Genomic DNA, 22,279 nt, shown 5'->3' on the forward strand with positions numbered 1-22,279 from the left:
TCTCAGAAAAGGAACACGATCGTGAAAAACCTTAACGTCGGCCTCATCGGAGGCGGCTTCATGGGCAAGGCCCACTCCCTGGCCTACTCGGCCATGCCCATGTTCTTCTGGCCCGCACCGGCCCTCCCCATCCGCCACACCATCGCTGAAGCCAATGACGCCCTCGCCGCCGAGGCCGCCCGCCGCTTCGGTTTTGAAAACTCCACCGCCGATTGGCGCCGGATCGTGGATGACCCGGCGATTGATGTCGTCGACATTGCCACCCCCAACCACCTGCATGCCGAGATCGCCATCGCCGCAGCCCAAGCCGGCAAGCATGTTATCTGCGAAAAGCCTCTGGCCCGCACGGGTGAGGAGTCCAAGGCCATGTACGACGCGGTCAAGGACGCGGGAATCGTCCATATGGTGGCCTTCAATTACCGCCGAACTCCCGCCGTCGCCTTGGCCAAGAAGTACATCGAGGAGGGCGCTATCGGGCGAATCCTGAACTTCCGCGGCACATACCTCCAGGATTGGTCCGCGGACCCCAACTCGCCACTGTCCTGGCGCTTCCAGAAAAACATCGCCGGGTCCGGGGCCCTCGGCGACATCGCGACCCATGTCGTTGACATGGCCCGCTACCTTGTCGGTGAGTTCGCCTCCGTGAACTCGGTCCTCTCAACGTGGATCCCGGAACGTCCGCTGCAGACCGGGGGCGCCGACGCGCTAGGGAACGTCCGCGGCGGTGAAGGACCCCGGGGCGAGGTTGACGTCGACGACGAGGTGATGACCATGGTCCGCTTCGCCAACGGCGCCGTCGGCTCGATCGAGGCCACCCGCAATGCCTATGGCCGCAATAACTTCATCACTTTCGAAATCCACGGCACCGAAGGCAGCATCGCATTCAACTATGAACGCCGCGACGAGCTGCAGGTCTGCTTCGCCTCCGATCAGAACGACCGACGCGGCTTCCGGACCGTCTACACCGGCCCCGCCCATCCCTACGGGGACGGGCTCTGGCCGATCCCGGCTCTGGGTATCGGCTATGGCGAAACGAAGATCATCGAAGCGCATGACTTCTTCAAAGCCATCGCAGAAGGCGGCAGCGTGAGCCCGAACTTCGCCGACGGCTATCAGACCGCGCTCATCGACGACGCTATCGTCACATCAGCGGACAAGGGCGCCTGGGTGGACGTACCAACGGTCGCCGAACTGTCCACGATCACCAAGTAGGGATTGATTTAGGAGGGTGCGGGCCATCTCGCCCGCACCCTCCTACGACCGGGACAGTCCCCTCCCGTTCCCCGCCGCCCCATGGCCTGAGCGAGGCGGGCTGGCAAAGAGCACCGTCTCAGTCCCCGTGCCATTGAAGCTGGGCTGTGCCAGCTCGCCAACGACCCCTACTGTTCGCAGAAAGAAACGGAAAGCATGTCTTACCCGAATAATCCGAGCAAAACCTTCGGCGTGGCAATGATCGGTTATGCGTTCATGGGCAAGGCCCACTCGAACGCCTGGCGGAATGTCGGCAGCTTCTTCGATGTACCCCCCGTCGAGATGAAGGTCCTAGTCGGCCGGGACGCCGGACAGGTTGCCGCAGCTGCAGCTAAGTATGGCTGGGCCGAGTCCGCGACGGACTGGCGGTCCGTGCTGGATCGGGACGATATCGACATCGTCGACATCTGCGCCCCGGGCTGGATGCATGCCGAGATCGCCATCGCCGCCCTGGAGGCGGGCAAGCATGTGCTCGTGGAGAAGCCGCTGGCCAACACCCTGGCTGAGGCCGAGGCGATGACCGCCAGGGCGCAGGCGGCCCGGACCCGCGGGGTCCAGTCGATGGTCGGGTTCAACTACCGCCGCGTCCCGGCCCTGGCGTTGGCCCGCGAACTGATCGCGGAAGGCCGGCTCGGCACCGTCCGGCACGTCCGGGCCGCCTACCTGCAGGACTGGCTCGCCGACCCGGAAGTCCCCATGACCTGGCGCTTGCGCAAAGAAACGGCCGGGTCCGGCGCCCTAGGTGATATTGCCAGCCACGCCATCGACCAGATCCAGCACCTCACCGCGCAGACCGTCACGGAAGTGACAGGCACTCTACGTAACTTTGTCACGCAACGTCCCGGACCTAACGGCCCTGAGGAAGTCAGCGTCGACGATGCGGTCTGGGCAACCCTTGGACTGACCGGCGGGATCAGCGCATCCGTGGAAGCCTCCCGGGTGGCTACCGGCCAAAAAAACAGCCTTCGCATCGAGATGTACGGCTCCAAAGGCTCACTGACCTTTGATCTAGAGAACCTGAATGAACTCATGTTCCTCGATGCAAGTGATTCGATCCGGGAGCAGGGCTTCCGCCGGATCCTCGTCAACGAACCCGAGCACCCCTATCTGGAGGCGTGGTGGCCGCAGGGCCACATCATCGGTTGGGAGCACACCTTCACGCACGAGATCCGCGACTTCCTAGCCGCCATTGACAACAATGAGTCGCCCTCGCCGTCCTTCGAAGAAGGACTTCAGGTGCAAAGCGTCCTCGCAGCCGTCGAAGAATCAGCCAACAACAAGAGCGTGCTGACGAACGTGCGTCAGGCTGCGCTGACCACTGAAGGAGCCTGACCATGTCCCGCCCGTACACCCTGTTCACCGGCCAGTGGGCCGACCTCCCCTTCGAGGAAGTCGCCAGGCTCGCCTCCGGCTGGGGCTACGACGGCCTGGAAATCGCCGTCTCCGGCGACCACCTGGACGCCTGGCGCTGGGACGAGCCCGGCTACGTCGACTCCAAACTCGCCATCCTGGACAAATACAACCTCAAGGTCTGGGCCATCTCCAACCACCTCAAGGGCCAGGCCGTGTGCGATGACCCGATCGACTTCCGCCACGAAGCGATCGTCGGATCCAAGGTCTGGGGCGACGGGGACCCCGAAGGCGTCCGCACCCGCGCCGCCGAGGAAATGAAACACACCGCCCGGCTCGCCAAAGCCCTCGGCGTGGACACCGTCGTCGGGTTCACCGGCTCCTCCATCTGGCAATACGTCGCGATGTTCCCGCCCGTCCCGGAAAAGGTCATCGACGCCGGCTACCAGGACTTCGCCGACCGCTGGAACCCCATCCTGGACGTCTTCGACGAAAACGGCGTCCGCTTCGCCCATGAGGTCCACCCCAGTGAGATCGCCTACGACTACTGGACCACCGTCCGCACTCTCGAAGCGATCGGCCACCGCGAAGCGTTCGGCCTGAACTGGGACCCCTCCCACTTCATGTGGCAGGGCATCGACCCCGTCTCCTTCATCTGGGACTTCAAAGACCGGATCTACCACGTCGACTGCAAAGACACCAAGCTCCGCCCCACCGGCCGGAACACCGTCATGGGCTCCCACCTGCCCTGGGGCGACCCCCGCCGCGGCTGGGACTTCGTCTCCGCAGGCCGCGGAGACGTCCCCTGGGAATCCTCCTTCCGTGCCCTCACCGCCATCGGCTACGACGGCCCGATCAGCATCGAATGGGAAGACGCCGGCATGGACCGCCTCCACGGCGCCCCCGAAGCCCTCGCCGCCCTCAAGAAGTTCGACTTCCCGGCGTCGCAGACCAGCTTCGACGCCGCCTTCAGCACCAAGGACTAACCCCTATGGCAGAAAAAACGGACCAAAGCCCCAGGCCTAAAGGAACCAGTAAAGTGAAGCCATGGCGCTCTCGAGGCGACATCCTCCGCAGCTTGGGATGCTAGGTGGCACAGAGCTGTATTACGCTCCCATGGCCGGCCCTACGCAGTCTGGAAGGGGATCTAGATGATGTTCGCGGAAGTAAGGCAGTTTAGGTGGCTCGACATCGAGGATGACAACGCTGCCCCTAATTTCCCGACTCTCCTAGCGATGTACGTGACATCGCCCGGGCAGGCTGCTGCTCTGCGATATGAGGTAGCCGTGACAACGGTCGAGGAACTGACGCTCCGGATGATTTCAGCCCTACATAGCCGGACATGGTCAGGTGATTGTTGCCAAGTTCGACCGGCGCGATATCGAATCCTTTCTTCGGTCCGCCGTTGCTCAAGTGTCCGCCGAGACATGGGGAGAGCTGGACCTTGCACTCGAACGCTTCGGGAGGTCCGAGTTCAATCTGACGGACACATGCTGGTCTCCGGATCCTTGGGAAGCTCCTGGGAGAATGACGTGATTCGGGGGCGAACTGGGTCCAGATGACAGACGACTCGCGTCGCATATGTAGCATCCGAAACCCGGGAATGGAGGGACGACGGACGCCTCCTGACCGCCATAGCGCGGAAACCCACAGTCTCGAGGCCCTCAGTCAGAGGGAGGCACACCCCAACCTGACAGCCGTAGTGGACTGTGGCGAAGAGGTTTCTGGTCACTCCTTCTGACGGGTAATGAATGCTCCCATGCCGGGGACGGTGAATTGGATCTGTCCGTGCTCGGGGGCGAAGATGATGCCCTTTTCGATGAGGCGGCCGCGTTGGCTGGTGAGGGAGCTGTGGTCCTTTCCGAGCCGGCCGCTCAGGTCGGCGGTGGTGGAGGGGCCTTCGCCGTCCTGGCTCATTGCGCGTAGGTAGTTCCTTTCGGCAGGTGTTGCCCGTTGCCATCTGGCGACGAAGAAGCCGTGGTCCAGGTCTGCCGTTCCGAGCTCGACGGCGAGGCGGGCGTCTCCGACGGTGATCTCTTTCTCGGAAGCTGTCTCCCAGAGTGTGCGTCCATAGGCCTGGAGGAAGTAGGCGTAGCCCCCGGCGGCGTCGAGGACCGTATCGAGAGCTTCTCCTCGAAGGACTCCCCCGAGTCGGCCGATCGGAACGGTGAGCGCTTCCGCTGCTGCGCCCGGATCGAGTTGGCCGACCATGCGGTAGTGGAACAGCCGTTCGGCGTAAGAGCGGCTTTCACTGAGCCGACCCGGCAGGGACGGCAGTCCTCCACCGACAATGTAGAAGGGCCAGCCGCGTTGACCTGCGGCGTGCTGGACGGTCAACAGCGCACCCAGCAGCTCCGCGTCGACGTCCTGCATCTCATCGATCACCAGCGCGAAACCGGCCCTGGCCTTCCTCATGGATATCGAGACGTCCTCGATCATTTCCTCTAGATCGATGTCGAGGACGCGGGAGTCGGCCCGCCCGGCCGCGAATTTCAGGTCAGCGGTGAGTCCCTGGAGTCCAAGGGACACGGAGATGTTGGAGATACTCCCCAAGCCCTGGCTGCGAAGGTGCGACCATGCGGGAGTCTGTCGAAGCCGGCGAGCTCCTAGCTGGAGCTCACGGGCAAGCTTCTTCCGGACAGCTTCGGGGCCGCCTTCCCCGGGCTGAGCCTCAAACTGCACCACGAGCCAGCCGTTGCGCCGCGCCATCTCCGAGAACTCGTTCAAGAGCACTGTCTTGCCCACTCCCCGCAGCCCTGTCAGGAGAATGCCACGGTCCCCAACAGCGTTGGCCTTCGCCCTTGCCACTAGGAGATCGAACGCATCAATCTCAGGCCGCCTGCCAACAAGAGCCGGGGGCTTGACTCCAGAGCCGGGAGCGAAGGGATTCAGAGCTGGTTCCATGTCCACATCATAACCAAAGCATTCACGAGCATCCCAAAAATTGAAATACATGATTATGCTTTGGCCTAACCGTCCTTACAGCTTGACGGAATCGCGGCTATCGGCGTTTGAAATGCTGTGGGGGGGAGACGGAGACCTGGGCTGCGGAAATCCGATCAGAGGGCCAAGCGAATCTTGGGATGTTCCTGCTAGGGCTCCAACACGACCTGCTCGGCGACGAGGACCCGAAGGCTTTTCAGATGCTCCGTAGCGCAAGAATCCACCTGACCGGCAACAGAATTTGTGGAATCCCTAGAGCGACGGCCAGTCGCTGTTGCATCTCCCGCCGTGCTGAGTGCAGGACGCCGCCTGTTCGGATGCTCTATGCCCTAGGCAGAGTTCCGAGGGCTGACGGATCCCCTGCGGATGCGATTGTCCATGCCACCCACCAGGCATTCAGGTCCTGCATGGAGGGCTGAGATCGAGTCGCCGAATGATTCACGGCAAAAGCCGCCGACAGGACTCGGAGTGTTTGCAGGAGGCCTAAAACTGCGTCGCGATCGTCTTGACGCCGTCTAACGGCATAGAAAGGCACAAGGGGTGCGTCCTTGATGGGTATGACGATCAGATCAGGGAATGAAAGAGGCGTTATGGCGGAGAACACACCGGCAGCTACGCGCTGATGCACAGCGCGATCAATGTCCCCGATCCTTCGGCCGGGCACGTCAACGGCACGTATCTCTTTTGGCCCGCGAAGGTCGCCAAGGAGCCACGGAGCCATCCAATAGTCTGGAGCTGTAGGCTCCCGAACAAAAGCAAAGTCGGCAATCTCGGCGACTGTAGTTGTGAGGGCGCCGTCCAGTTCGTGCCCAGGGGGAACATGAAGCACTCTACCCGACACGCCTATCTGCTCAGCGACGAGATCAAACCGGTTCACTAAAGGTGAGCCCACGAGCGAAGAGCTCAGGAGTACATCAATCCAGCCCGACAGAAGACTTTGCGCGACTCGCCCATAGGGCACGTCCCTGAGTTCCAGCCGACATCCGGGAACAAGTTGTTTGAGCCCTAAGGAAACCATGCGCCAAGCCTGCGGCGGGAAGTGGTCGGTAGGCGCCCCAGGAATCCCGACACGGAGAACCGCGGATTCGGATGCCTGCAGAGCGTCTCGGCGTGCATCGCGAACGGCGCGCAGCAAAGGATCACAGCGGGCGAGGAAACGGTCCCCTGAACGTGTGAGGTCCACGAACCCGCCGGTGTCCCGTTCAACTAGCTGCGTCCCAACCGACTTCTCCAGCCGGCTGATGCGTTTGGACAGGGCCGAAGTGCTCATGCTTAGACGGCTAGCTGCGCGACCATAATGACGTTCGCCAGCCAAGACTACAAAGCTTTCCACGCAGCTGAGATCAATATTCACGACGGACCTCCACCTGAAGTCTCAGTGGCCTTTAGCCTATTCGTAACAAAGATGTGCCTGGTCAGAAGAACAGTCAATCCCTGCTCGTCAAGGGCCGTTTCCAGCAAGGAAAAACTTGCCCTGCCAAGACTCTCACTTTCCTATCATCTTCGTAGGAGCTAAAAGTGCGAAGTGTTCGGGTGCAGAACGGACCCCTATCAACAAGACGATTGCCTGAGCAAAGGGACGAATCGCGTTATCGGACATTTCGGTAGACGTTGTCGCGGTCGGAGAACTTAAGAACACGGCCATACTGCGATGTGTGCCTGCCCAGCTCCCTCAATAACGATAAATGCATCTTTTGGAGTTCATCCATCTCCAAGAAGGCAGAAAACATAGAGAAGGTGAAGGAAATGACAACGTTTAGTGGCGTCAGCGACGATGCCAATACACCGGCGGTAGAGGGTCAGCATAACGCAAAAGGGACCGCAGTTTTGGGACATACGGTATCTGGAACTGGCGTCGTTGGAACGTCAACCTCGGGCGTCGGTGTCTGGGGGAAGAGTGAAAGCTCCAGCGGCCTTGGAGGCGTTAGCACGAGCGGTATCGGTGTGCACGGCGTGAGCGAGGCTGGCCCAGCAGTTCGCGGTGATTCTGAATCAGGAGTAGGAGTATTCGGCGCCAGCAAGGTCCTTACAGGTACGGGAGGGGTGAGTGTCAGCGGTATCGGAGTTCATGGCGATAGCCAATCTGGAGCCGGAGTCCGTGCCAGCAGTAAATCCGGCCCTGGAATTTGGGCCGACAGTGCAACCAATGAAGGAGTTCATTCCGAAACTGCATCCACCCATCATGCCGCAATCGTTGCCTTCCACAGGAATGAGACTAGCGATGGTGCCGCCATTTACGCCGAGAAACGCGGAACTCGCGGTCACGCAGGATACTTTGCAGGCAATGTAGCTGTCAGCGGGTCCATCATCGTTCAAGGAGCGGATCTTTTACACAGGATTCAGTCCCTTGAACTGCTGGTCAATAATCTGGTTCAGAAGGCAGTGCCGTCCGGCCATGGAGGAGGTGTCGCCAGCAATGGGCGCCCCTTTCTTTCGGTTGAAGCAGACTCATCCAATTTCGGCAGCTCCATTTCAGTGACCGTGGGGGGATCGGGGTTCAGGCCTGGGGAAGTGGTCACACTACGGGATCGGCAAAAAATCGGCGGCCAGTGGGGCTCATGGGCTACTTTGACCGCCGTGGACCCTGATGGTTTGGGGCGGATCAGTGCAGGCTTGCAACTCATTGCTCAACGTGGAAGCAGTTGGGAATTTCAGGGTGTTGGCAGCCAGAGCGGAGAATCGATGACTGCAGGATTGACAGTCTAGTGGGGGCTCTTGCACGACTCGGTGAATGCATCGACGATTCGCCAATGCTGACGCGGCCGCAGCTTGACGGAATACCCATTAGCGGTGAACTGTCCGCACGGCAAACTCGGCATGTGGCAGCGGGGAACCTGTGCGTTCTCAACCTGTGATCTGGCGGCCGAGTTTGTCGACTTGCCTGCGGAGCGCGAGGACTTCCTTGAGCACGTCTTCCAGTCCCGGACCGGCTTCCAGACTCGTGGGGCCCACGCCCCCGGGCCGCACTCCAGCATCCGGAATCTCCTCCAGCAGGTCGAAGCCCCACTTGCGAACGATCTCGACAAGAAGCTCCGGCTGGGCTTCGAGGTCGATCACCGTGCCGTGGGCTTTGACAACCTGCTGAATCACGCGGTTCTCTCGCTTTGAGATCGGCATTAGTGCACGTCCTTACTCCTCAGTGTTCATTTCGTCGGAAGCTCACGCACCCACGTCGAGACAATCGTTTTGACACGCCTGGCAGGGCACGCGATGTGACGCATGCGGTGATCGACGGAGCCGTCGGGAAGAAGATCCGGCCAGACCAACAGCCGCCCGGTCACGGGTTGGAAGCGTTGCTTGAGGGCGGGGAAGTACGTGCTTCCCCCAGTGGGGGAAGCGCTAAGGTAAATGAGCACGGAAATCGTGCGCTCGCCCCATTGGTCACCAGTGAAGAAGCCGCTGTCGTGGTGCTCCTCGAATCGCTCGCCCTTCCGGTACCTGGCCAGCTGCCACGGCTCGAAGTGCTCAATGGGTACGCGGAAGTCGACGGCCAGCTTCTGCTCGACGCTGCGCAGCACCTCGCGAGATTCGTCGCTCAGCCAAGTCTCGTCCGTAGTCGAACTAGTCCGACTGATTGAGTGTCCAGACACTAACCCACGTTGCGAGTCGAGCCGGATGACAGGGCTGTCCCACCAGTAGATGTGTTGGAGATCGTCCGTGAGGCGGGCGCACTCCTCCACGTTCAGGAAGTCGTCCACACACGTGACTGTGCCTCTCTCCAGAGTTACAGGGGTGCCGAGCATCAGTCGATCACCAGCGAAAGATTAACGTGGTCCTCGAATGCAGCGACTTCAGCGGATGAGATGTCTCGTTCGCCGCGATATGTGCGTCGCAGTTCTGCTAGCGAATGCTCGTGCCGAGCCTCGTACCCGTCGTGATCGACCCAGTGGGTCACCCGGCTGTCTCGGTTGTACGCGTGCCACCCGACTACCCTTTGGGGATGGAAAAGGCGATACCCCGCGGCAAATGCGCGCACGCTGGTCAGCACTTCGTCGCCGAAGAAGTAGATCGCCGGGTTGAACGGGACATCATTGTTGAAAGACCCGTCGGCGAGAAGGAAGTGAAGAGACACGAAGTCCGCCGGCGCCGGTTTCACCAGTCTTTCGAAGTCAGTCATGATTTCGCCTTTGAGCCGGGTCAACACGCCCTGGTCACGCGCGTACGGGTAGAGCCGAAGGGGCCGACGAGTGCGGCGATAGCCGCTGGCAGGGTCATAGCCCGGCAGGTACCCGGTGAGCACCGGCTTCGTAGAATTCTCGCCACGTGACTCTTCGAGCATCTCGAGCGCGAGATCGTCCCACCCTGCGACGAATCGGTGGTGCGAGTCGATGAAGAGAGTGTATCGCTCCCCGCGCCACGCACGCTGAAGCCTGCGCCGTGCCCAGTTACAGCCCTCACTGCTCGCGGCATCAACTTCTTCCACCTCCAGCCCCGGAAGCCCTTGGACGTCGATGGGCAGGTCTACGTGCACTTTTCTCTGCCACATGACCCGCACACGAAGGCGTCCCGGCTTGGCTGCCTGGGCGTACAGTGAACGTAGCGTGGGAAACAGTTCATTGTCACGGTAGGCAGGGATCTGCACGTAGAAGTCAGGGCTGAGAATGTCAGCCTCCGGTGCACCTTTACTGACCACGTTCACTGGTCACCTGCCTTGATCGCGTACCCGGATTCTGCCCGGACCTTGAGGGTTGCGTGCTCTGAGTTTGACATGTCCATGACCAGTCGCTTCACACTCGCACTGCCGGCAAGCATCACGGAGTCGATCGCGTACTTGCGCACGCCGACGTCCGAACCTAACGCGGCACGTCCGTCACCATCGAAATCGTGTCGAGACATTCTGATCTCCCAACGTTCCAGCGCTAGGTGCGAACAAAAGTTGGTCCCATACCACACCTTCCCCTCAACATTCGTCAACTGGCTTTTCGAGAGGAAAACGAATATTGGTACGGGCAGAACGGAAAGGGGTTTCGGCCTGGGACTGTCCGCCACGCAGCTTGCAAACAAGGTCGTTGAGAAGGATTACGCGTGATTGCCAACGGAAATCTCTACGTCTGTGATATGTCAGTAATGTCCTTAGTTCGGCAGCTAATCCCGTGCGTATCTTAGCCGCGCTGGCACTCGGCTTCTCCCAGTACCTCGGATAACAGAAGGGACTATCCGTGTGAAATAACATCCAAGGCCCGGCTGGGGCACACAGCAACCTGACGTCAGATGAAAACAATAAAGCGTCAGATAGGACCTGATTGGCTGTATTACTGACGCACCTTGTCGTAGGTCATGGTCCTCAATCTCACGCCCAGTCGCGTAGACCGGTCCTCCAGCGCGACACCTCGCATCCGCTCCCCCCGTCATCTAGCCCAATTCGGGGGTGTGAATAGATGATCCTGCTTTTCGGCTATCTCTCGGTTGGGGTCCGCGAGTCCGAAAGAGGGCTCGATTTTCGAACCTGTGCCGTCCACAGCCACGTCGCGGGCTATGAATGCGCGTTCCCTGACCTGAAATGACTGGATTCTGCAGACGACACGTGTAGCTGGGGCAAACCGGGCATGCGAGGCAGTGTCGCTCTTGGCCTACCGCCAGCGGGCTTTTTCTGGGGCGGGGTAACCGCCAAGACTTTGGGCCTCGAAAAGGCCCGACGGCGGTCCCGGATGAGCCCGCACGTTGTGCTGCAGTTGGCGGATTGTGCATCAGGCGATGCGAGCATGCCGCCTCGGCGCGTTGCATGGCACGACGTTGCCTGACTGCCTGCGATGGCCCGTTGTCAATGGCCATTAGTTTCTGCCCAACGGCGGCCAGTTAATGTGCCCGCTGGTGGCCAGTGAAACTGCCCGGTGATGGCCAACAGATCTGCCCACTGAAGGTTTCGGCGGGGTTGGCCATCGTGGGGTCGTGTCAGTTCAGTTGGGTGACTCCTTTTCCGGTGAGGGCCTGGGTGAGCCGGATGGAATCGCCGCTGGTCTGGCAGACATGGGCGTGGTGCAGCAGCCGGTCCACGGTGGCGGTGGCCAGGGTTTTGGGCATGAGCTCGTCAAAGCCTGCCGGGTGCAGGTTCGAGCTGATCGCGACGGAGCGCTTTTCGTAGGCTGCGTCCACGACCCGGTAGAGGCCTTCGGCGGCGTCCGTGGCCACCGGCAGGAGCCCGATGTCATCGATCACGACGAGTTCGGCGCGCAGGATTTGGCCACGGCCCGGGTGACGCTGTCGTCGGTGCGGTGGGCCCGGATCAGGGCGCCGAGGTCCTCGAGCCTGAACCAGGCCACGCGCATGCCGGCTTCGACGGCTTGCTGGCCGAGGGCTTCGAGGAAGAAGGTTTTTCCGGTGCCGGACGGTCCGCAGACGACCAGGTTCTCCCTGCGGCTGATCCATTCCAGGGTGCGCAGGGCCTGCTGGGTCGGCGCGGGGATGGAGGAGACGGTGGGGTCCCAGGCGTCGAAGGTTTTCCCTGTGGGGAAGCCTGCTGCCTTGCGCCGGGTGGCGAGCATGGACCGGGCCCGGCCGGCTGTTTCTTCGGTGAACAGGGCTTTGATGATCTCTGCCGGTTCCCAGCGCTGGGCTCGTGCGGTCGCGATGAGTTCCGGGGCCAGGGCGCGGGCGTGGGGCATTTTCAGCTGCCGCATCAACGCTTCAAGTTCGGCCGGCAGGGGCGGCGCGGTGGTGTTCGTGGTGCTGACAGGGCTCATCGGTTCGGCTCCTTCACAGGGGCGGGTTCAGTGCCCAGGCCGGCCCAGGCACTGGTGCCTTGGGTCAGGGACCGGGTCTCGTCCGCGGCGTGGGTGGTGGTGCGTCGGATGTTGGCGTTGAGGATCGAAGCCAGATCGCCGTGAGCGAAGCGGCCATGCAGGGCGGCGTCGCCCAGGGCCCGGTCCACCGCCTCGGCGCCGGCGATTTTGGCCAGCGTCACGGCCTCAGCCATTTTCACGTTCATCCGGGCCGTCCCGGTCCCGGCGGCTTCCACGAGCCAGGACCTGGCGCCCTCGCCGATGGCAAGGAATTCGGCCTCACCGGCGTTGCGTGCCTTCACGGCGTAGTCGCCCGGGATCCTGGTCCTGGTCCCGGGAAAGTGCTCATCGATGATCGCGGGGCTGCCGGGCCTGGCCCGGTGATGGCGGGCGACCTCGACCGGGCCGGCGGGGCCGTGGTGGACGATGATGACCTGCTCATCGGGCTCGGTGCCGTGGGAGCGGACGAACACCCTCGCGCCGAGCAGATGCGCGGGCACGGAGTACTGGGCGTTCTCGAAGGTGACCATCGGCGTGTTCCCCGGAACCGTGCGGGCCAGTCCGAACGCGACCGTGTGCGCCGTGTCCGGGATCCGGTGCAGCCGGAGCTGTTCCTCTGCCAGCACCGCTGCAGGTTTGCGCCGGATGGTGCGGTGCTCCCGGTTGTTCACCTCGTCCATGAACGCCTCGCAGGCGGCCTCAAGTTCAGTGAAGGAGCTGTAGTCCGCCCGCAGGTTGGTCTCTTTGGGAACGATATCGGCCTTGGCCAGCTTCACGGACGCTTCGACGCCTCCCTTCGTGGCGGGGTCCGCCGGCTGGCAGGTCAGCACGGTGACCCCGTAGTGGCGGGCGAAGTCCAGGGTCTGCTGGTTCCGCACCGGCACCCCGGCCACGTGGGCCGTGGTCACGGTTTTCTCGTTGTCCGTCAGGACGTAGGTCGGTGCCCCGCCCAGGATCCGGAAGCAGCGGTCCAGAGCGGCGAACACGCTCGGCGCGGTCCGGTCCCGCAGCGGGATCACGATCCGGAACCTCGAGAACGCCAGCCAGGCAACGAACAGGATGGTCTTCACTCCGCCGATCCGTGGTCCGTCGCCGAAGTCGTACTGCAGCCACATTCCTGGCTCGGTGATCCACGGCCGGTGAACGCGGGTGTGTCCCAGCCGCCACGCGGCCTTGACCTGCGCGATCGCACGGCGGGTGGACCGCTCCGAGCCCGCATACCCCATGGCGAGGAGCTTCGCGTGGGCCTTGTCGGCGCGGATCCGCCCCTTGGACGTCTCGATCCATTCCTCGATCTTGGGCAGGTAATCGTCCGTGACCCTTGGCCGGGGCCCAGGTTCGGCGATTGGCCGGCCGGCGTCCCGCGCCGCGACATGCCTGGCAACAGTGTGGTGCGAGCAGCCCGTGAGCTCCGCCGTGGCGCGCAACGATCCAGTCAGATCGTAGGCAGCAAGAATTTCCATGATTTCTCCGTCATGCTTCATACAGGGCCTCTTCCTGGGATGACATTTGGTGCGACTAGACACCGTCATCAAATCCCGGGGAGAGGCCCCCACCGCTTAAGACGCGGCAGGTTCAGTAAGGAAGTGGGCAGATCTCATGGCCACCAATGGGCAGTGCTACTGGCCGTCAGTGGGCATTTCCGTGGCCGCCTACGGGCAGTTTTTCATGGCCGCTGACAGCCCGTTATCCCTTGGCGACCTTCCCGTCTAGAGCCGGCACCGATGCGGCCGGAAACGACCAGTCCATCGCGGAGCCTGAAGAGAGGAAGCGCCGGAAGGGCTGGATGGGATGAGCCATCGCAGGAGTGGCCGGACTCCAGTGGCCTTTCACGCGGCTGCAGGCTCGGGTTTCTGAGGCGCGGGATGCGGCATGCGGGTGATTTGGAGGTCGTTCATGTCCAGCAGTCGACGTTCACCCAGTGCCCGTTCCCGAATCCAGAACAGCCCCATGGCGGGGAAGAGGTCGGTAATGATTCCCGTTTGAAATATCTTGCCAGCCTGCCAGGCGTGTATCTGCTCGCCGACGGACAGGTCCGCGCAGTCACGAACGACTAGCTTCGGATCGAAAATCATGCTGCTACTCCTTCATGCAGCCTGCGGCTGCCTCAGAAGATGACATAGAGTTTGCGCAGTGTCTCGTGCAGTTCCCAGTTGCCGCTCCAGCCGCGGGGGATGAAAACCGTGTCGCCGGGGCCGACCAGCTCAGGTTCTCCGCCGTCGGGCGTGATGGTCATCGAACCCGAGAGAACGTGTACGAATTCGTTCGTTTCAAGGACCCAGCGGGAGGGTCCTTGGGTGCATTCCCAGATGCCGGATTCGGAGCCGTTGTCGTCTTTCCACAGGTAGCGCCCGCGGGTGTCCATCAGCTGTCCGGTCGCTTCAGGGCATGGGCCCCAATCGTCGAGTACCGTAACGTTCCGTGCGTCACGGATCAGGTGTGCTGGAATCGAGGCCGTCTTTTCAGTCATGGATCTTGCCTTTCGTCGGGCTGTTAGTGGCTGTTAGTCGCTTCTGGAATGGATTTTCAAGGTGTGGCGCCAAGGTGACCAAAGCGCCTGATAAGGAGGTTCGGGACCACTCCCTGGATGAGGGCTGGTTCCGGCTTCGAACTCAAGAAGGGCGTGTCCGCTCCCCGCACCGCGCAACCGGCGAGATGATCAGCCGAGGGCTGGACCGGGTGTTCTAGGATCAGATTTCGGAGTACCTGAAGGAGTGCGATTCCAGGCCTTCGGGGTTGGGGCCGTAAATGGTCACCATGCGTGCGTAGACGGGGGCCCAATATCTGCCCTTTCGTCCGGGATTTACCCGCGCCGCGTCTCCGGGCCTCAGGATGACGGTCTTGCCGTCGCTTTCGATGTGGAGTTCGCCTTCCAGTACGAAGTTGGTCTCGGTGTGGGGGTGGAAGTCCTCCCAGGCGCAGGAATGCAGCTCCCACTCCGAAAGTATGAAATCGTCCCACCGGCCTACTGATGGATGGGAATTGATGAACCTGCAGCTCAATCCCTGCCATTCGTCCTTCATGGCCTTCATGGACCGTACCGGCCAAAAATCGATTGCTTCCCCCGTCGTCACTGTCGAGGGCTGAGGGGTGGTGGTCGCCATTGTCTTAAACCATTTCTTCAGTGGGAACCCGCATTGCGGGTGATGTCATCAAGCTCGCCGGCGCACTCGTGATGTGGATCACTTCGCCTGCCAGTACTCTTACATGGACACTCGTCCCAGTCAACAGTCCCACTTCCCTTAGTCGCCGAACGGCCGAAAATCCGCGCACTGGGAGCCTTCGCACGGCCGCGGTCCGGACGATACTTCAGCAAAACTCGATTCTTTCTTCATGGACCGTTGACTTAGACCTGCGTCCATGTCACAGTTTTGGGGACGAACTAAGTGACTGGCATCACACGGAAGAGGCTCGAAGATGAGCCACACCCGACCCTCAACAGTAGGGGATGCCGGGTTAGCGGACGATCCTCCCAAATTCCTGACCGGACTTTGGTTGATCTTCAGCACAGTCTCACTTGGCGCCCACCAAGGTGATCAGTTCTGACGACGATGAACAGTTCTGACACATCATTCACATCAAGCTATTCACACAGGAGTGACATGGAAACCCTCGTAGGAACACTGAGCAAGGCCGGATCCATCCACAAGGTAGTAAACGGCTATGTCGGTCTGCCGCCGATGAACGAGCCTGGGACAGTCGCCGCCATCGGCGACTCCCTCCACAACCCCGAAGGGTCGGTCATGAGCGCCGGGTTCTTCGAACTGAAGGCTTCCGAACCCCTGGTGTACACGTACACCTACGACGAGATGAAGGTCGTCATCGCCGGTGAGTTCATCCTCACCGACCAGACCACAGGGGAAGTCACCCACGCCAAGGAGCGCGATGTGCTGTTCTTCCCGAAGGGAACGACAGTCAAGTTCGAGACGCCCGAGTACGGTCTCGGGTTCTTTACCGGCGACCGCACCTTCGCACCCTAGGGCCGGTCACGCGTGCCAGAAACGTTTGCGGGCGGCCACTGCCAGGAAATAGGCACTAGTGGAAAACGCAAAGTCGTGACGGACGCTTGTGGTGAGAGTCCGGACTATCCGTGACCGGGAGCCGGCATCAGACCGGTCCCTTTCGTTTACGCCACACCCTGCCTGATGGGCCAACAAGGATGCCACGCCGCCCTCGACGCAGTCCGGTGGCAGGCACGACCGCGTAGCCGCCTGGCGTGCCTGGTGGATTAAAAGCCTTCCGCAGCCGTGAGCCGGCGAAGATCAATCGGCGAACCCGCCCCCGGGCCGGAATGCGATTGGAACATGTGGACCTAGTTTGCTTGCCGCATGCACCCCTAGTAATCCCGAGGCTCCCCGGGCGCCGGTTTTCTGGCGGACGACGAAAGGGCCACGAACACATCACAGGATGTGCTGCTGCGCGTGGCACAGAACCAGAATTGGAGTTGGATCGTTGAGCATCACCATGATCAAGAAAGACCCTGACACGGCGCCCGCCCAAGTCACTAAGGACCGCGGGCCCAAGGTCAACTGGCGCGTCCTCATCATCGCTGCAGCCATCACCCTGGCATTCTCCATTTGGGCGATCCTGACGCCCGGTAACGCGGAGGACACCATGAAGGCGGTGGTGGGCTGGACCGCGGAAAACCTCGGCTGGGTTTACGTCCTCACCGTCACCGTCGTCATCGGCTTTGTCCTGTGGGTCGCCTTGTCCAAGGTCGGCTCGATCCGCTTGGGCCCGGACCACTCCCGCCCCCAATACAAACTCTTCACATGGGTGGCCCAACTGTTCGCGGCCGGCGTGGGCATAGACATGCTGTTCTACTCCGTGACCGAACCCATCACCCAGTACATGTCGCCCCCCTCAGGCCAAGGCCAGACGGCGGCGGCCGCCCAGGATGCCGTGGTGTGGACCATGTTCCACTACGGGATGGCAGGCTGGGCCATGTATTCGCTGCTTGGTATGGCAATGGGGTATTTCGCCTACCGGCACGGCAAGCCCCTGTCGATCCGGGCAGCCCTGTATCCCCTGCTGGGCAAACGCGTCCACGGCGGGGTCGGCGACACGATCGACATCATCACCCTGGTAGGGACCGTCTTCGGCGTCGCCACGGCGATGGGCATCGGCGTCGTGCTGCTGAACGTCGGCTTCTCCATCATGTTCGGCCTGGAGCAGGGCCTGGCCCTGCAGATCGCGCTGGTGATTGTCGCCGTCGTACTGACCATCGGGGCATGCACATCCGGTGTGGACAAAGGAATCCGCTGGATAGCCGAGCTCAACATCTGGTGCGCGGCAGCCCTGCTGCTGTACATCCTGGTGACCGGCCAGACCTCCTTCCTGCTCAACTCCCTGGTGGAGAACATCGGCCAATTCATCGTCACCATGCCCGGCCGCACACTCCAGACATTCGCCTACGAACACGGCGGATCGGAATGGATGGGCGGCTGGACCCTGTTCTTCTGGGCCTTCTGGCTGGCCTGGGGCCCGTTCGTCGGCCTGTTCCTCGCACGCATCTCGCGGGGCCGGACCCTGCGCGAGTTCGTAATCGCCGCCATCACCGCCCCGGTGCTGTGCGACTTCCTGGTCGTGAGCATCTTCGGCAACAGCGCCATGCACGAAGTCCTGGGCGGAAACACCGCATTCGCCAAACTCGCCACCGAAAGCCCGGAACAGGGCTGGTACGCGCTGCTCGGCATGTTCCCCGGAGCCCCCTTCCTGATTGGCCTGGGCACCCTGTCCGGCATGCTGTTTTACATCACCAGCGCCAACTCCGGCGCAATGATGATGTCCAACTTCTCCTCCACCATCCCCGACCCATCCCAGGACGGGCCCAAATGGCTCCGAATCTTCTGGGCCCTGGTCACCGCACTGCTGACCATCGCGATGCTGGTAGCAGGCGGCGTGACCACCATGGAACACGCCACACTCATCTTCGCCCTGCCCGTGACCATCATCGCCTGGCTGATCATGGCCTCCTTCACGAAGGCACTGCGCATCGAGCGCGCCCAACGTGAAGGCCGGATACTACGCCGACGGTCAACGGCAGCAGACGGCGGTCACGTGCCCGAACGCACCTGGCGGCACAGGCTCGCCGGAATATGGTCCTATCCCTCGAAAAAGCAGGCAGCCCAGTTCATGGAAGACACTGTGCAACCAGCCCTGACCGAACTTATCGCAGAGTTCACCAAGCAGGGCCACCAGGCCACCATGGACATAGTCCCGAACGACCAGACAGGCATTTCCAGTTACGCCATGGTAGTCAACATCCCGGACCATCCCGACTTCCTCTATCAAGTGCAGGCCGTTGAAGCCCACATGCCGGTATTCGGTGGGCGGATGTTCCCGGAAACCGACGTCTATTACCGCGTGGAAGTCTTCACCGCGACCGGCTCCGAGGGCTATGACCTAATGGGCGTAACGCACGAGCAAATGATCGACGACGTCCTGGCCCGGTACGAAGCACACCTCGGCTTCCTCACCCACCTGAACCCCCAAGACGCCCACAGCACGGACACCCGCGCCGAGGACTAACCCGGACACGGGCCATCAGAACCACCGCCTCCCGCAATCCGGAAGCTCTGCAGCGCCATAGAACCCGGTTAGAAACCGCGTCAGCCTTCAATACAACGAAAGCGAACCGATATCGGGGCGGCGAAGTCGCCGCTCCGATATCGGCGAAGTCTAGACGCCGGCCTTGAGCAGAAGTGCATCCAGCATCATGAAGAACATGACCCTGTGATCGGCAGCCTCGGGGTCGGTGAGGTACTGAATGACCGCTCCGTCGTAGATCATCAGGAAGGACCGCGCAAGCATGGCAAAGCTGATGAGACACTCTTCGCCGCTGTTTGTTGCCGCGGAGGAGAATATGTTTCCCAGCTCTTTTTCGTAGGCGGGATAAATTTTCGCGGCAAGCGGGCTGACGGCGATATTGCGAGTTGCCCACAGAATCATTTCGATCTCAGCAAGAAGGTTGGCCGGCTCCTCTTCCAGCGCCCGCCAGTAGCCTTCCGCGACTTGTTCCACGGCCTTACGCAACCCCAGATCGACCGGGACGTCACTGGAAAAAAGACTCAAATTCTTCAGCCACGCCTCGGCGGCCGCGTCCAGAATCTCGTCTTTCCCAGTGAAGCAATAATGTGCCGTAGCCAGGGGCGCGTTGGCTTCCTTGGCGATCGCCCGGACGGTCACGGCCTGAACGCCCTCACGACGCATCAGTTCAACGGTCGCCGCAATTAGTTGTTCTTTTCGTTCTTCCGCGGGTATCCGCATAGCTCACTCTCCAGTATCCCGTTTTCGCCCGGGTGGGGGCCTGTTCCTAACACTAGTGTCCTACCCCTTTGTCCTGAACCGTTGACTGGGACAAACGTCCCGTCTGGGTTTGCGAAGCACACCGCCTCAGGCCCATGCCCGCTATGAACGCGCGTTCCTTGATCGGTAAGGCTATTTTCGTCGGCACCGGCCCAAACTTCGTCGCGGTGAACTAGGCAGTAGGCGAAGGTGCAGGAGCGGGACCGATTAAAGCGTGGTTGGCTTGCCGGAGCGTCGGAGAAAGCAGCTGCGATGCTTTCCCCCGCAAATAGGGGTAACAACCCGGCCCAGATCCGAACGAACATCCACACATTTCATAAGGTGCAGAACAGACACTGGTCATGTCCCTGGAGCAGAGTGGCTGTGAACCGTAGCTCCAGAGCGCCGGACAGGTCGGGCAGTGATCAGCAGGACAGCACCTACGGCCGTGGCTGACCGGACCGCCCAAAATTTTCGGGCTAATCGCCTTCAACCTTGTTCGGATGGATTCGACCCAAGCAGCATTCAATACGCGGGAGCGCGAGACTCACAACCAGACCCGGCAGCAGAGCCTGAGCACAGCAAGCCCACCCGAATGGTGACTGCCACGCTTTGAATGTCCTACATGCCGTGCCCGTCTGACCATCACCAGGATGCCGCAACCTCTAACAGGATGATCAGTAGGGAAGCGAAACCTCCCCGGCGGACACGTGGTGCAGCGGAGCGGCTTCTCAGAGCCCGTTTTGACCATGAGATTGCGAAGCCTTCAACGCCGATCGGTTCCACCAGCGTCGAACCTAAGTGTGAAACGTCGGTGCCCACCCGCCTCCTGCGGGTTACTCTGTGACCAGCGCCCTTCAAGCAGCCGGGGCCTTACTTGGTCCTGCTCCGGGGGGAAGAGACTGATGTGTCGTGTAGGGGAACCGGATGTCCAGCCCGAGCGTCGGCCTGGCGCCGGCCCAGAACTGGCCGACAGGTTTGAACTGTCAGACCGGGGTGATGCCTTCTTTCGCCGCGGGGAGCGCGGCCGCGTAATCGTGCGGCAGCTGCCCCCTCTCAATCACTGTGCTGCTGGTGGTTGCAGCCGCCGCGGTTTTTTACCCGGAGACCCTGGCGGATCCACGCTTCCGCCTCGCCCTGCTGGCCCACGCGACCCTTTTCGTCCTGAGCATTGCCGTGCCTTGGGGCAGGCTTCCGGCGGGAGCCTACGCCGTGATTCCCGTGCTGGACTGTCTGGCCATCGGCTTCACGCGGGAGGCGGGCGGTCCCAACTTCAACGTCCTGAGCCTGCTGCTGGTGTTTCCCGTCATCTGGCTGTCCGTGGACAGCAACCGCGCCGGCGTCGTCCTCGCCGTGGCTGCGACTCTCCTGAGCACCCTGCTGCCCGCTGCGGCCTTCGGCACCCCGCCCGCGCAGGGGCCGATCATCCGGACGATTTTCCTGCCACTGGTCATGGCCGCCATCGCGGTCACCGCCCATGTTCTGGCGGGCACGCTGTACCGCCAGCGCCAGACCCTGGCCAGGAAGGACGAAGCCCTGGCGGACACAGCCGCCGAGAGCATCCGCCGGCAGAGGCTCCTGGACGCCGTACTATCCACGGTCAATGTGGCCGTGTGGGTCGTGGACCAGGACGGCAAGGACGTACTGACCAACAAAGCGCTGGAGACGGACGCAGCACTGTCTGTAGCAGCCCTGTCGGTGCTGGCCCCGTCCAGCACCCGGCCACGGCTGTTCCAGGCCGACCGCACCACACCGGTGCCGCCGGAACGCTTCCCGACGGCGCGTGCGGCCGGCGGCGAGACGTTCACCGACGAGCTGTACTGGGCAGGCGAATACGGGGCAGGCGAGGGCGAGGAGATGCGCGCCTACTCCGTCACGGCCCGCACCATGAGTTCCACCAACGGAAACCATGCCGGTGCGGTGATCACCTTCGCCGAGGTCACGGCACTGATCGGTGCGCTCTCCGCCAAGGACAACTTCGTGGCCACCGTCTCCCATGAGCTCCGCACCCCGCTGACCTCCATCCTGGGCTACCTTGAGCTCGTCCTCGACGAGCCCGGCCACGAGGGCATTGAGGAGGAACTGCGGATCGTGGAGCGCAACGCCCACCACCTGCTGGGCCTCGTGAACGATCTGATCGCAGTCGCCTCGGAGCGGATCGAACTGACCCTGCAGGATGCCGACGTCGCCGCACTGCTGGCCGGGGTCGTGGCCTCCTCGCGCGCCAAGGCGGCGGTCTGCGGTGTGGAGCTGGTCCTCGACGTCGAGGAACCCCTGGCCGCCTGCATCGACCCAGGCCGGATCCGCCAGGTCTTCGGCAACCTGGTCTCCAATGCAATCAAGTTCTCGCCAGACGGGGGAAAGGTCACCGCCCGTGCCTACCGGGCAAACAGCCACGTCGTCTGCTCCATCGCGGACACCGGCATTGGCATGGATGGCCCGGAACAGGAGCAGGCCTTCACCAAGTTCTTCCGGTCTGCCCGCTCACGCGAAACGGCCATTCCGGGCGCCGGCCTGGGGCTGCCGATCAGCAAAACCATCGTGGAGGGCCACGGCGGTTCCATCAGCCTGCGGAGCGCGCCGGGCCAGGGAACCACCGTAACGCTCACCCTCCCGTCGTAAACGAGGCAGATAGGAGCCTGACACCTCTAATGGTCCTCAGCGGAAGTACGGCGCTTGGAACCGTGGCTGCTGGACGCTACTTCTGTCGCATATGACGGTCCTCCAAC

18 protein-coding genes and 1 pseudogene are annotated in these 22,279 nt (G+C 62.0%); 7 read left to right on the top strand and 12 right to left on the bottom strand.

Going from position 1 to position 22,279, the window contains the following annotated elements; all coding sequences use genetic code 11:
• The first annotated feature begins 21 nt into the window (after positions 1-21).
• The 3 genes from R5O87_RS13700 to R5O87_RS13710 all read left to right on the top strand — a co-directional run bounded on the left by R5O87_RS13700 (position 22) and on the right by R5O87_RS13710 (position 3,587).
• Positions 22-1,212, top strand: a complete 1,191-nt coding sequence (locus tag R5O87_RS13700) for a levoglucosan dehydrogenase (protein WP_193592256.1) — start codon at positions 22-24, stop codon at positions 1,210-1,212.
• 195 nt (positions 1,213-1,407) lie between these two features.
• Positions 1,408-2,583: a Gfo/Idh/MocA family protein gene (locus tag R5O87_RS13705; RefSeq protein WP_410557291.1), complete on the top strand. Its 1,176-nt coding sequence runs from the start codon at positions 1,408-1,410 to the stop codon at positions 2,581-2,583.
• A gap of 2 nt (positions 2,584-2,585) precedes the next feature.
• On the top strand, positions 2,586-3,587 hold the full coding sequence (locus tag R5O87_RS13710) for a sugar phosphate isomerase/epimerase family protein (RefSeq protein WP_410557290.1): 1,002 nt from the start codon (positions 2,586-2,588) through the stop codon (positions 3,585-3,587).
• A 742-nt stretch (positions 3,588-4,329) separates the two neighbouring features.
• Here R5O87_RS13710 and R5O87_RS13715 read toward each other — a convergent pair.
• The gene (locus R5O87_RS13715; RefSeq protein ID WP_462836307.1) at positions 4,330-5,409 is read right to left on the bottom strand and encodes an AAA family ATPase; all 1,080 of its coding nucleotides are present in this window, start codon (positions 5,407-5,409) and stop codon (positions 4,330-4,332) included.
• A gap of 457 nt (positions 5,410-5,866) precedes the next feature.
• Positions 5,867-6,814, bottom strand: a complete 948-nt coding sequence (locus R5O87_RS13720; protein WP_462836440.1) for a LysR family transcriptional regulator — start codon at positions 6,812-6,814, stop codon at positions 5,867-5,869.
• A 383-nt stretch (positions 6,815-7,197) separates the two neighbouring features.
• Between R5O87_RS13720 and R5O87_RS13725 the strand changes: the two genes are divergently transcribed.
• Entirely contained in the window at positions 7,198-8,250 is a 1,053-nt protein-coding gene (locus tag R5O87_RS13725) for a hypothetical protein (RefSeq protein WP_410557288.1), read from the top strand.
• Positions 8,251-8,388: 138 nt separating this feature from the next.
• Here the strand turns inward: R5O87_RS13725 and R5O87_RS13730 are convergent, their stop codons facing one another.
• The 9 genes and pseudogenes from R5O87_RS13730 to R5O87_RS13770 form a co-directional block, all read right to left on the bottom strand.
• The gene (locus R5O87_RS13730) at positions 8,389-8,634 is read right to left on the bottom strand and encodes a hypothetical protein (protein ID WP_410557287.1); all 246 of its coding nucleotides are present in this window, start codon (positions 8,632-8,634) and stop codon (positions 8,389-8,391) included.
• Between the two features lie 53 nt (positions 8,635-8,687).
• Positions 8,688-9,242 carry a 2OG-Fe(II) oxygenase gene (locus R5O87_RS13735; RefSeq protein ID WP_410557286.1) on the bottom strand — a complete coding sequence of 185 codons (555 nt, stop codon included), beginning with the start codon at positions 9,240-9,242 and terminating at the stop codon, positions 8,688-8,690.
• Positions 9,243-9,286: 44 nt separating this feature from the next.
• A complete protein-coding gene (locus tag R5O87_RS13740) occupies positions 9,287-10,183 on the bottom strand; it encodes a GlcNAc-transferase family protein (RefSeq protein ID WP_410557285.1) in 897 nt (298 codons plus the stop codon).
• Complete coding sequence (locus tag R5O87_RS13745; RefSeq protein ID WP_410557284.1) at positions 10,180-10,380, bottom strand: hypothetical protein; 201 nt, start codon at positions 10,378-10,380, stop codon at positions 10,180-10,182. Before R5O87_RS13745 ends, R5O87_RS13740 begins: the two co-directional genes overlap by 4 nt.
• A gap of 1,056 nt (positions 10,381-11,436) precedes the next feature.
• Positions 11,437-12,224: pseudogene (gene istB, locus R5O87_RS13750) on the bottom strand (IS21-like element helper ATPase IstB).
• Complete coding sequence (gene istA / locus R5O87_RS13755; RefSeq protein WP_410558547.1) at positions 12,221-13,747, bottom strand: IS21 family transposase; 1,527 nt, start codon at positions 13,745-13,747, stop codon at positions 12,221-12,223. The pseudogene istB and the gene istA overlap by 4 nt, the downstream one beginning before the upstream one ends.
• Positions 13,748-14,092: 345 nt before the next feature.
• Positions 14,093-14,338, bottom strand: a complete 246-nt coding sequence (locus R5O87_RS13760) for a hypothetical protein (protein ID WP_410556574.1) — start codon at positions 14,336-14,338, stop codon at positions 14,093-14,095.
• Positions 14,339-14,370: 32 nt separating this feature from the next.
• Positions 14,371-14,733 (bottom strand): cupin domain-containing protein, encoded by a 363-nt coding sequence (locus R5O87_RS13765; protein WP_410556573.1) that lies wholly within the window; start codon positions 14,731-14,733, stop codon positions 14,371-14,373.
• A 220-nt stretch (positions 14,734-14,953) separates the two neighbouring features.
• Positions 14,954-15,367: a cupin domain-containing protein gene (locus R5O87_RS13770; protein ID WP_410556572.1), complete on the bottom strand. Its 414-nt coding sequence runs from the start codon at positions 15,365-15,367 to the stop codon at positions 14,954-14,956.
• Between the two features lie 498 nt (positions 15,368-15,865).
• Here R5O87_RS13770 and R5O87_RS13775 point away from each other — a divergent pair, with 498 nt between their 5' ends.
• Both R5O87_RS13775 and betT read left to right on the top strand, forming a co-directional pair.
• Positions 15,866-16,243: a cupin domain-containing protein gene (locus R5O87_RS13775; protein WP_410556571.1), complete on the top strand. Its 378-nt coding sequence runs from the start codon at positions 15,866-15,868 to the stop codon at positions 16,241-16,243.
• 484 nt (positions 16,244-16,727) lie between these two features.
• Positions 16,728-18,794 carry a choline BCCT transporter BetT gene (gene betT, locus R5O87_RS13780; protein WP_410556570.1) on the top strand — a complete coding sequence of 689 codons (2,067 nt, stop codon included), beginning with the start codon at positions 16,728-16,730 and terminating at the stop codon, positions 18,792-18,794.
• A 150-nt stretch (positions 18,795-18,944) separates the two neighbouring features.
• Here betT and R5O87_RS13785 read toward each other — a convergent pair whose 3' ends face one another.
• Positions 18,945-19,532 carry a TetR/AcrR family transcriptional regulator gene (locus R5O87_RS13785; protein ID WP_410556568.1) on the bottom strand — a complete coding sequence of 196 codons (588 nt, stop codon included), beginning with the start codon at positions 19,530-19,532 and terminating at the stop codon, positions 18,945-18,947.
• Between the two features lie 1,092 nt (positions 19,533-20,624).
• Here R5O87_RS13785 and R5O87_RS13790 point away from each other — a divergent pair.
• Positions 20,625-22,172, top strand: a complete 1,548-nt coding sequence (locus R5O87_RS13790) for a sensor histidine kinase (RefSeq protein WP_410556567.1) — start codon at positions 20,625-20,627, stop codon at positions 22,170-22,172.
• Positions 22,173-22,279 lie beyond the last annotated feature (107 nt).

Origin of the sequence: Arthrobacter globiformis (assembly GCF_046536215.2) — a bacterium.
Classification (GTDB): domain Bacteria; phylum Actinomycetota; class Actinomycetes; order Actinomycetales; family Micrococcaceae; genus Arthrobacter; species Arthrobacter globiformis_E.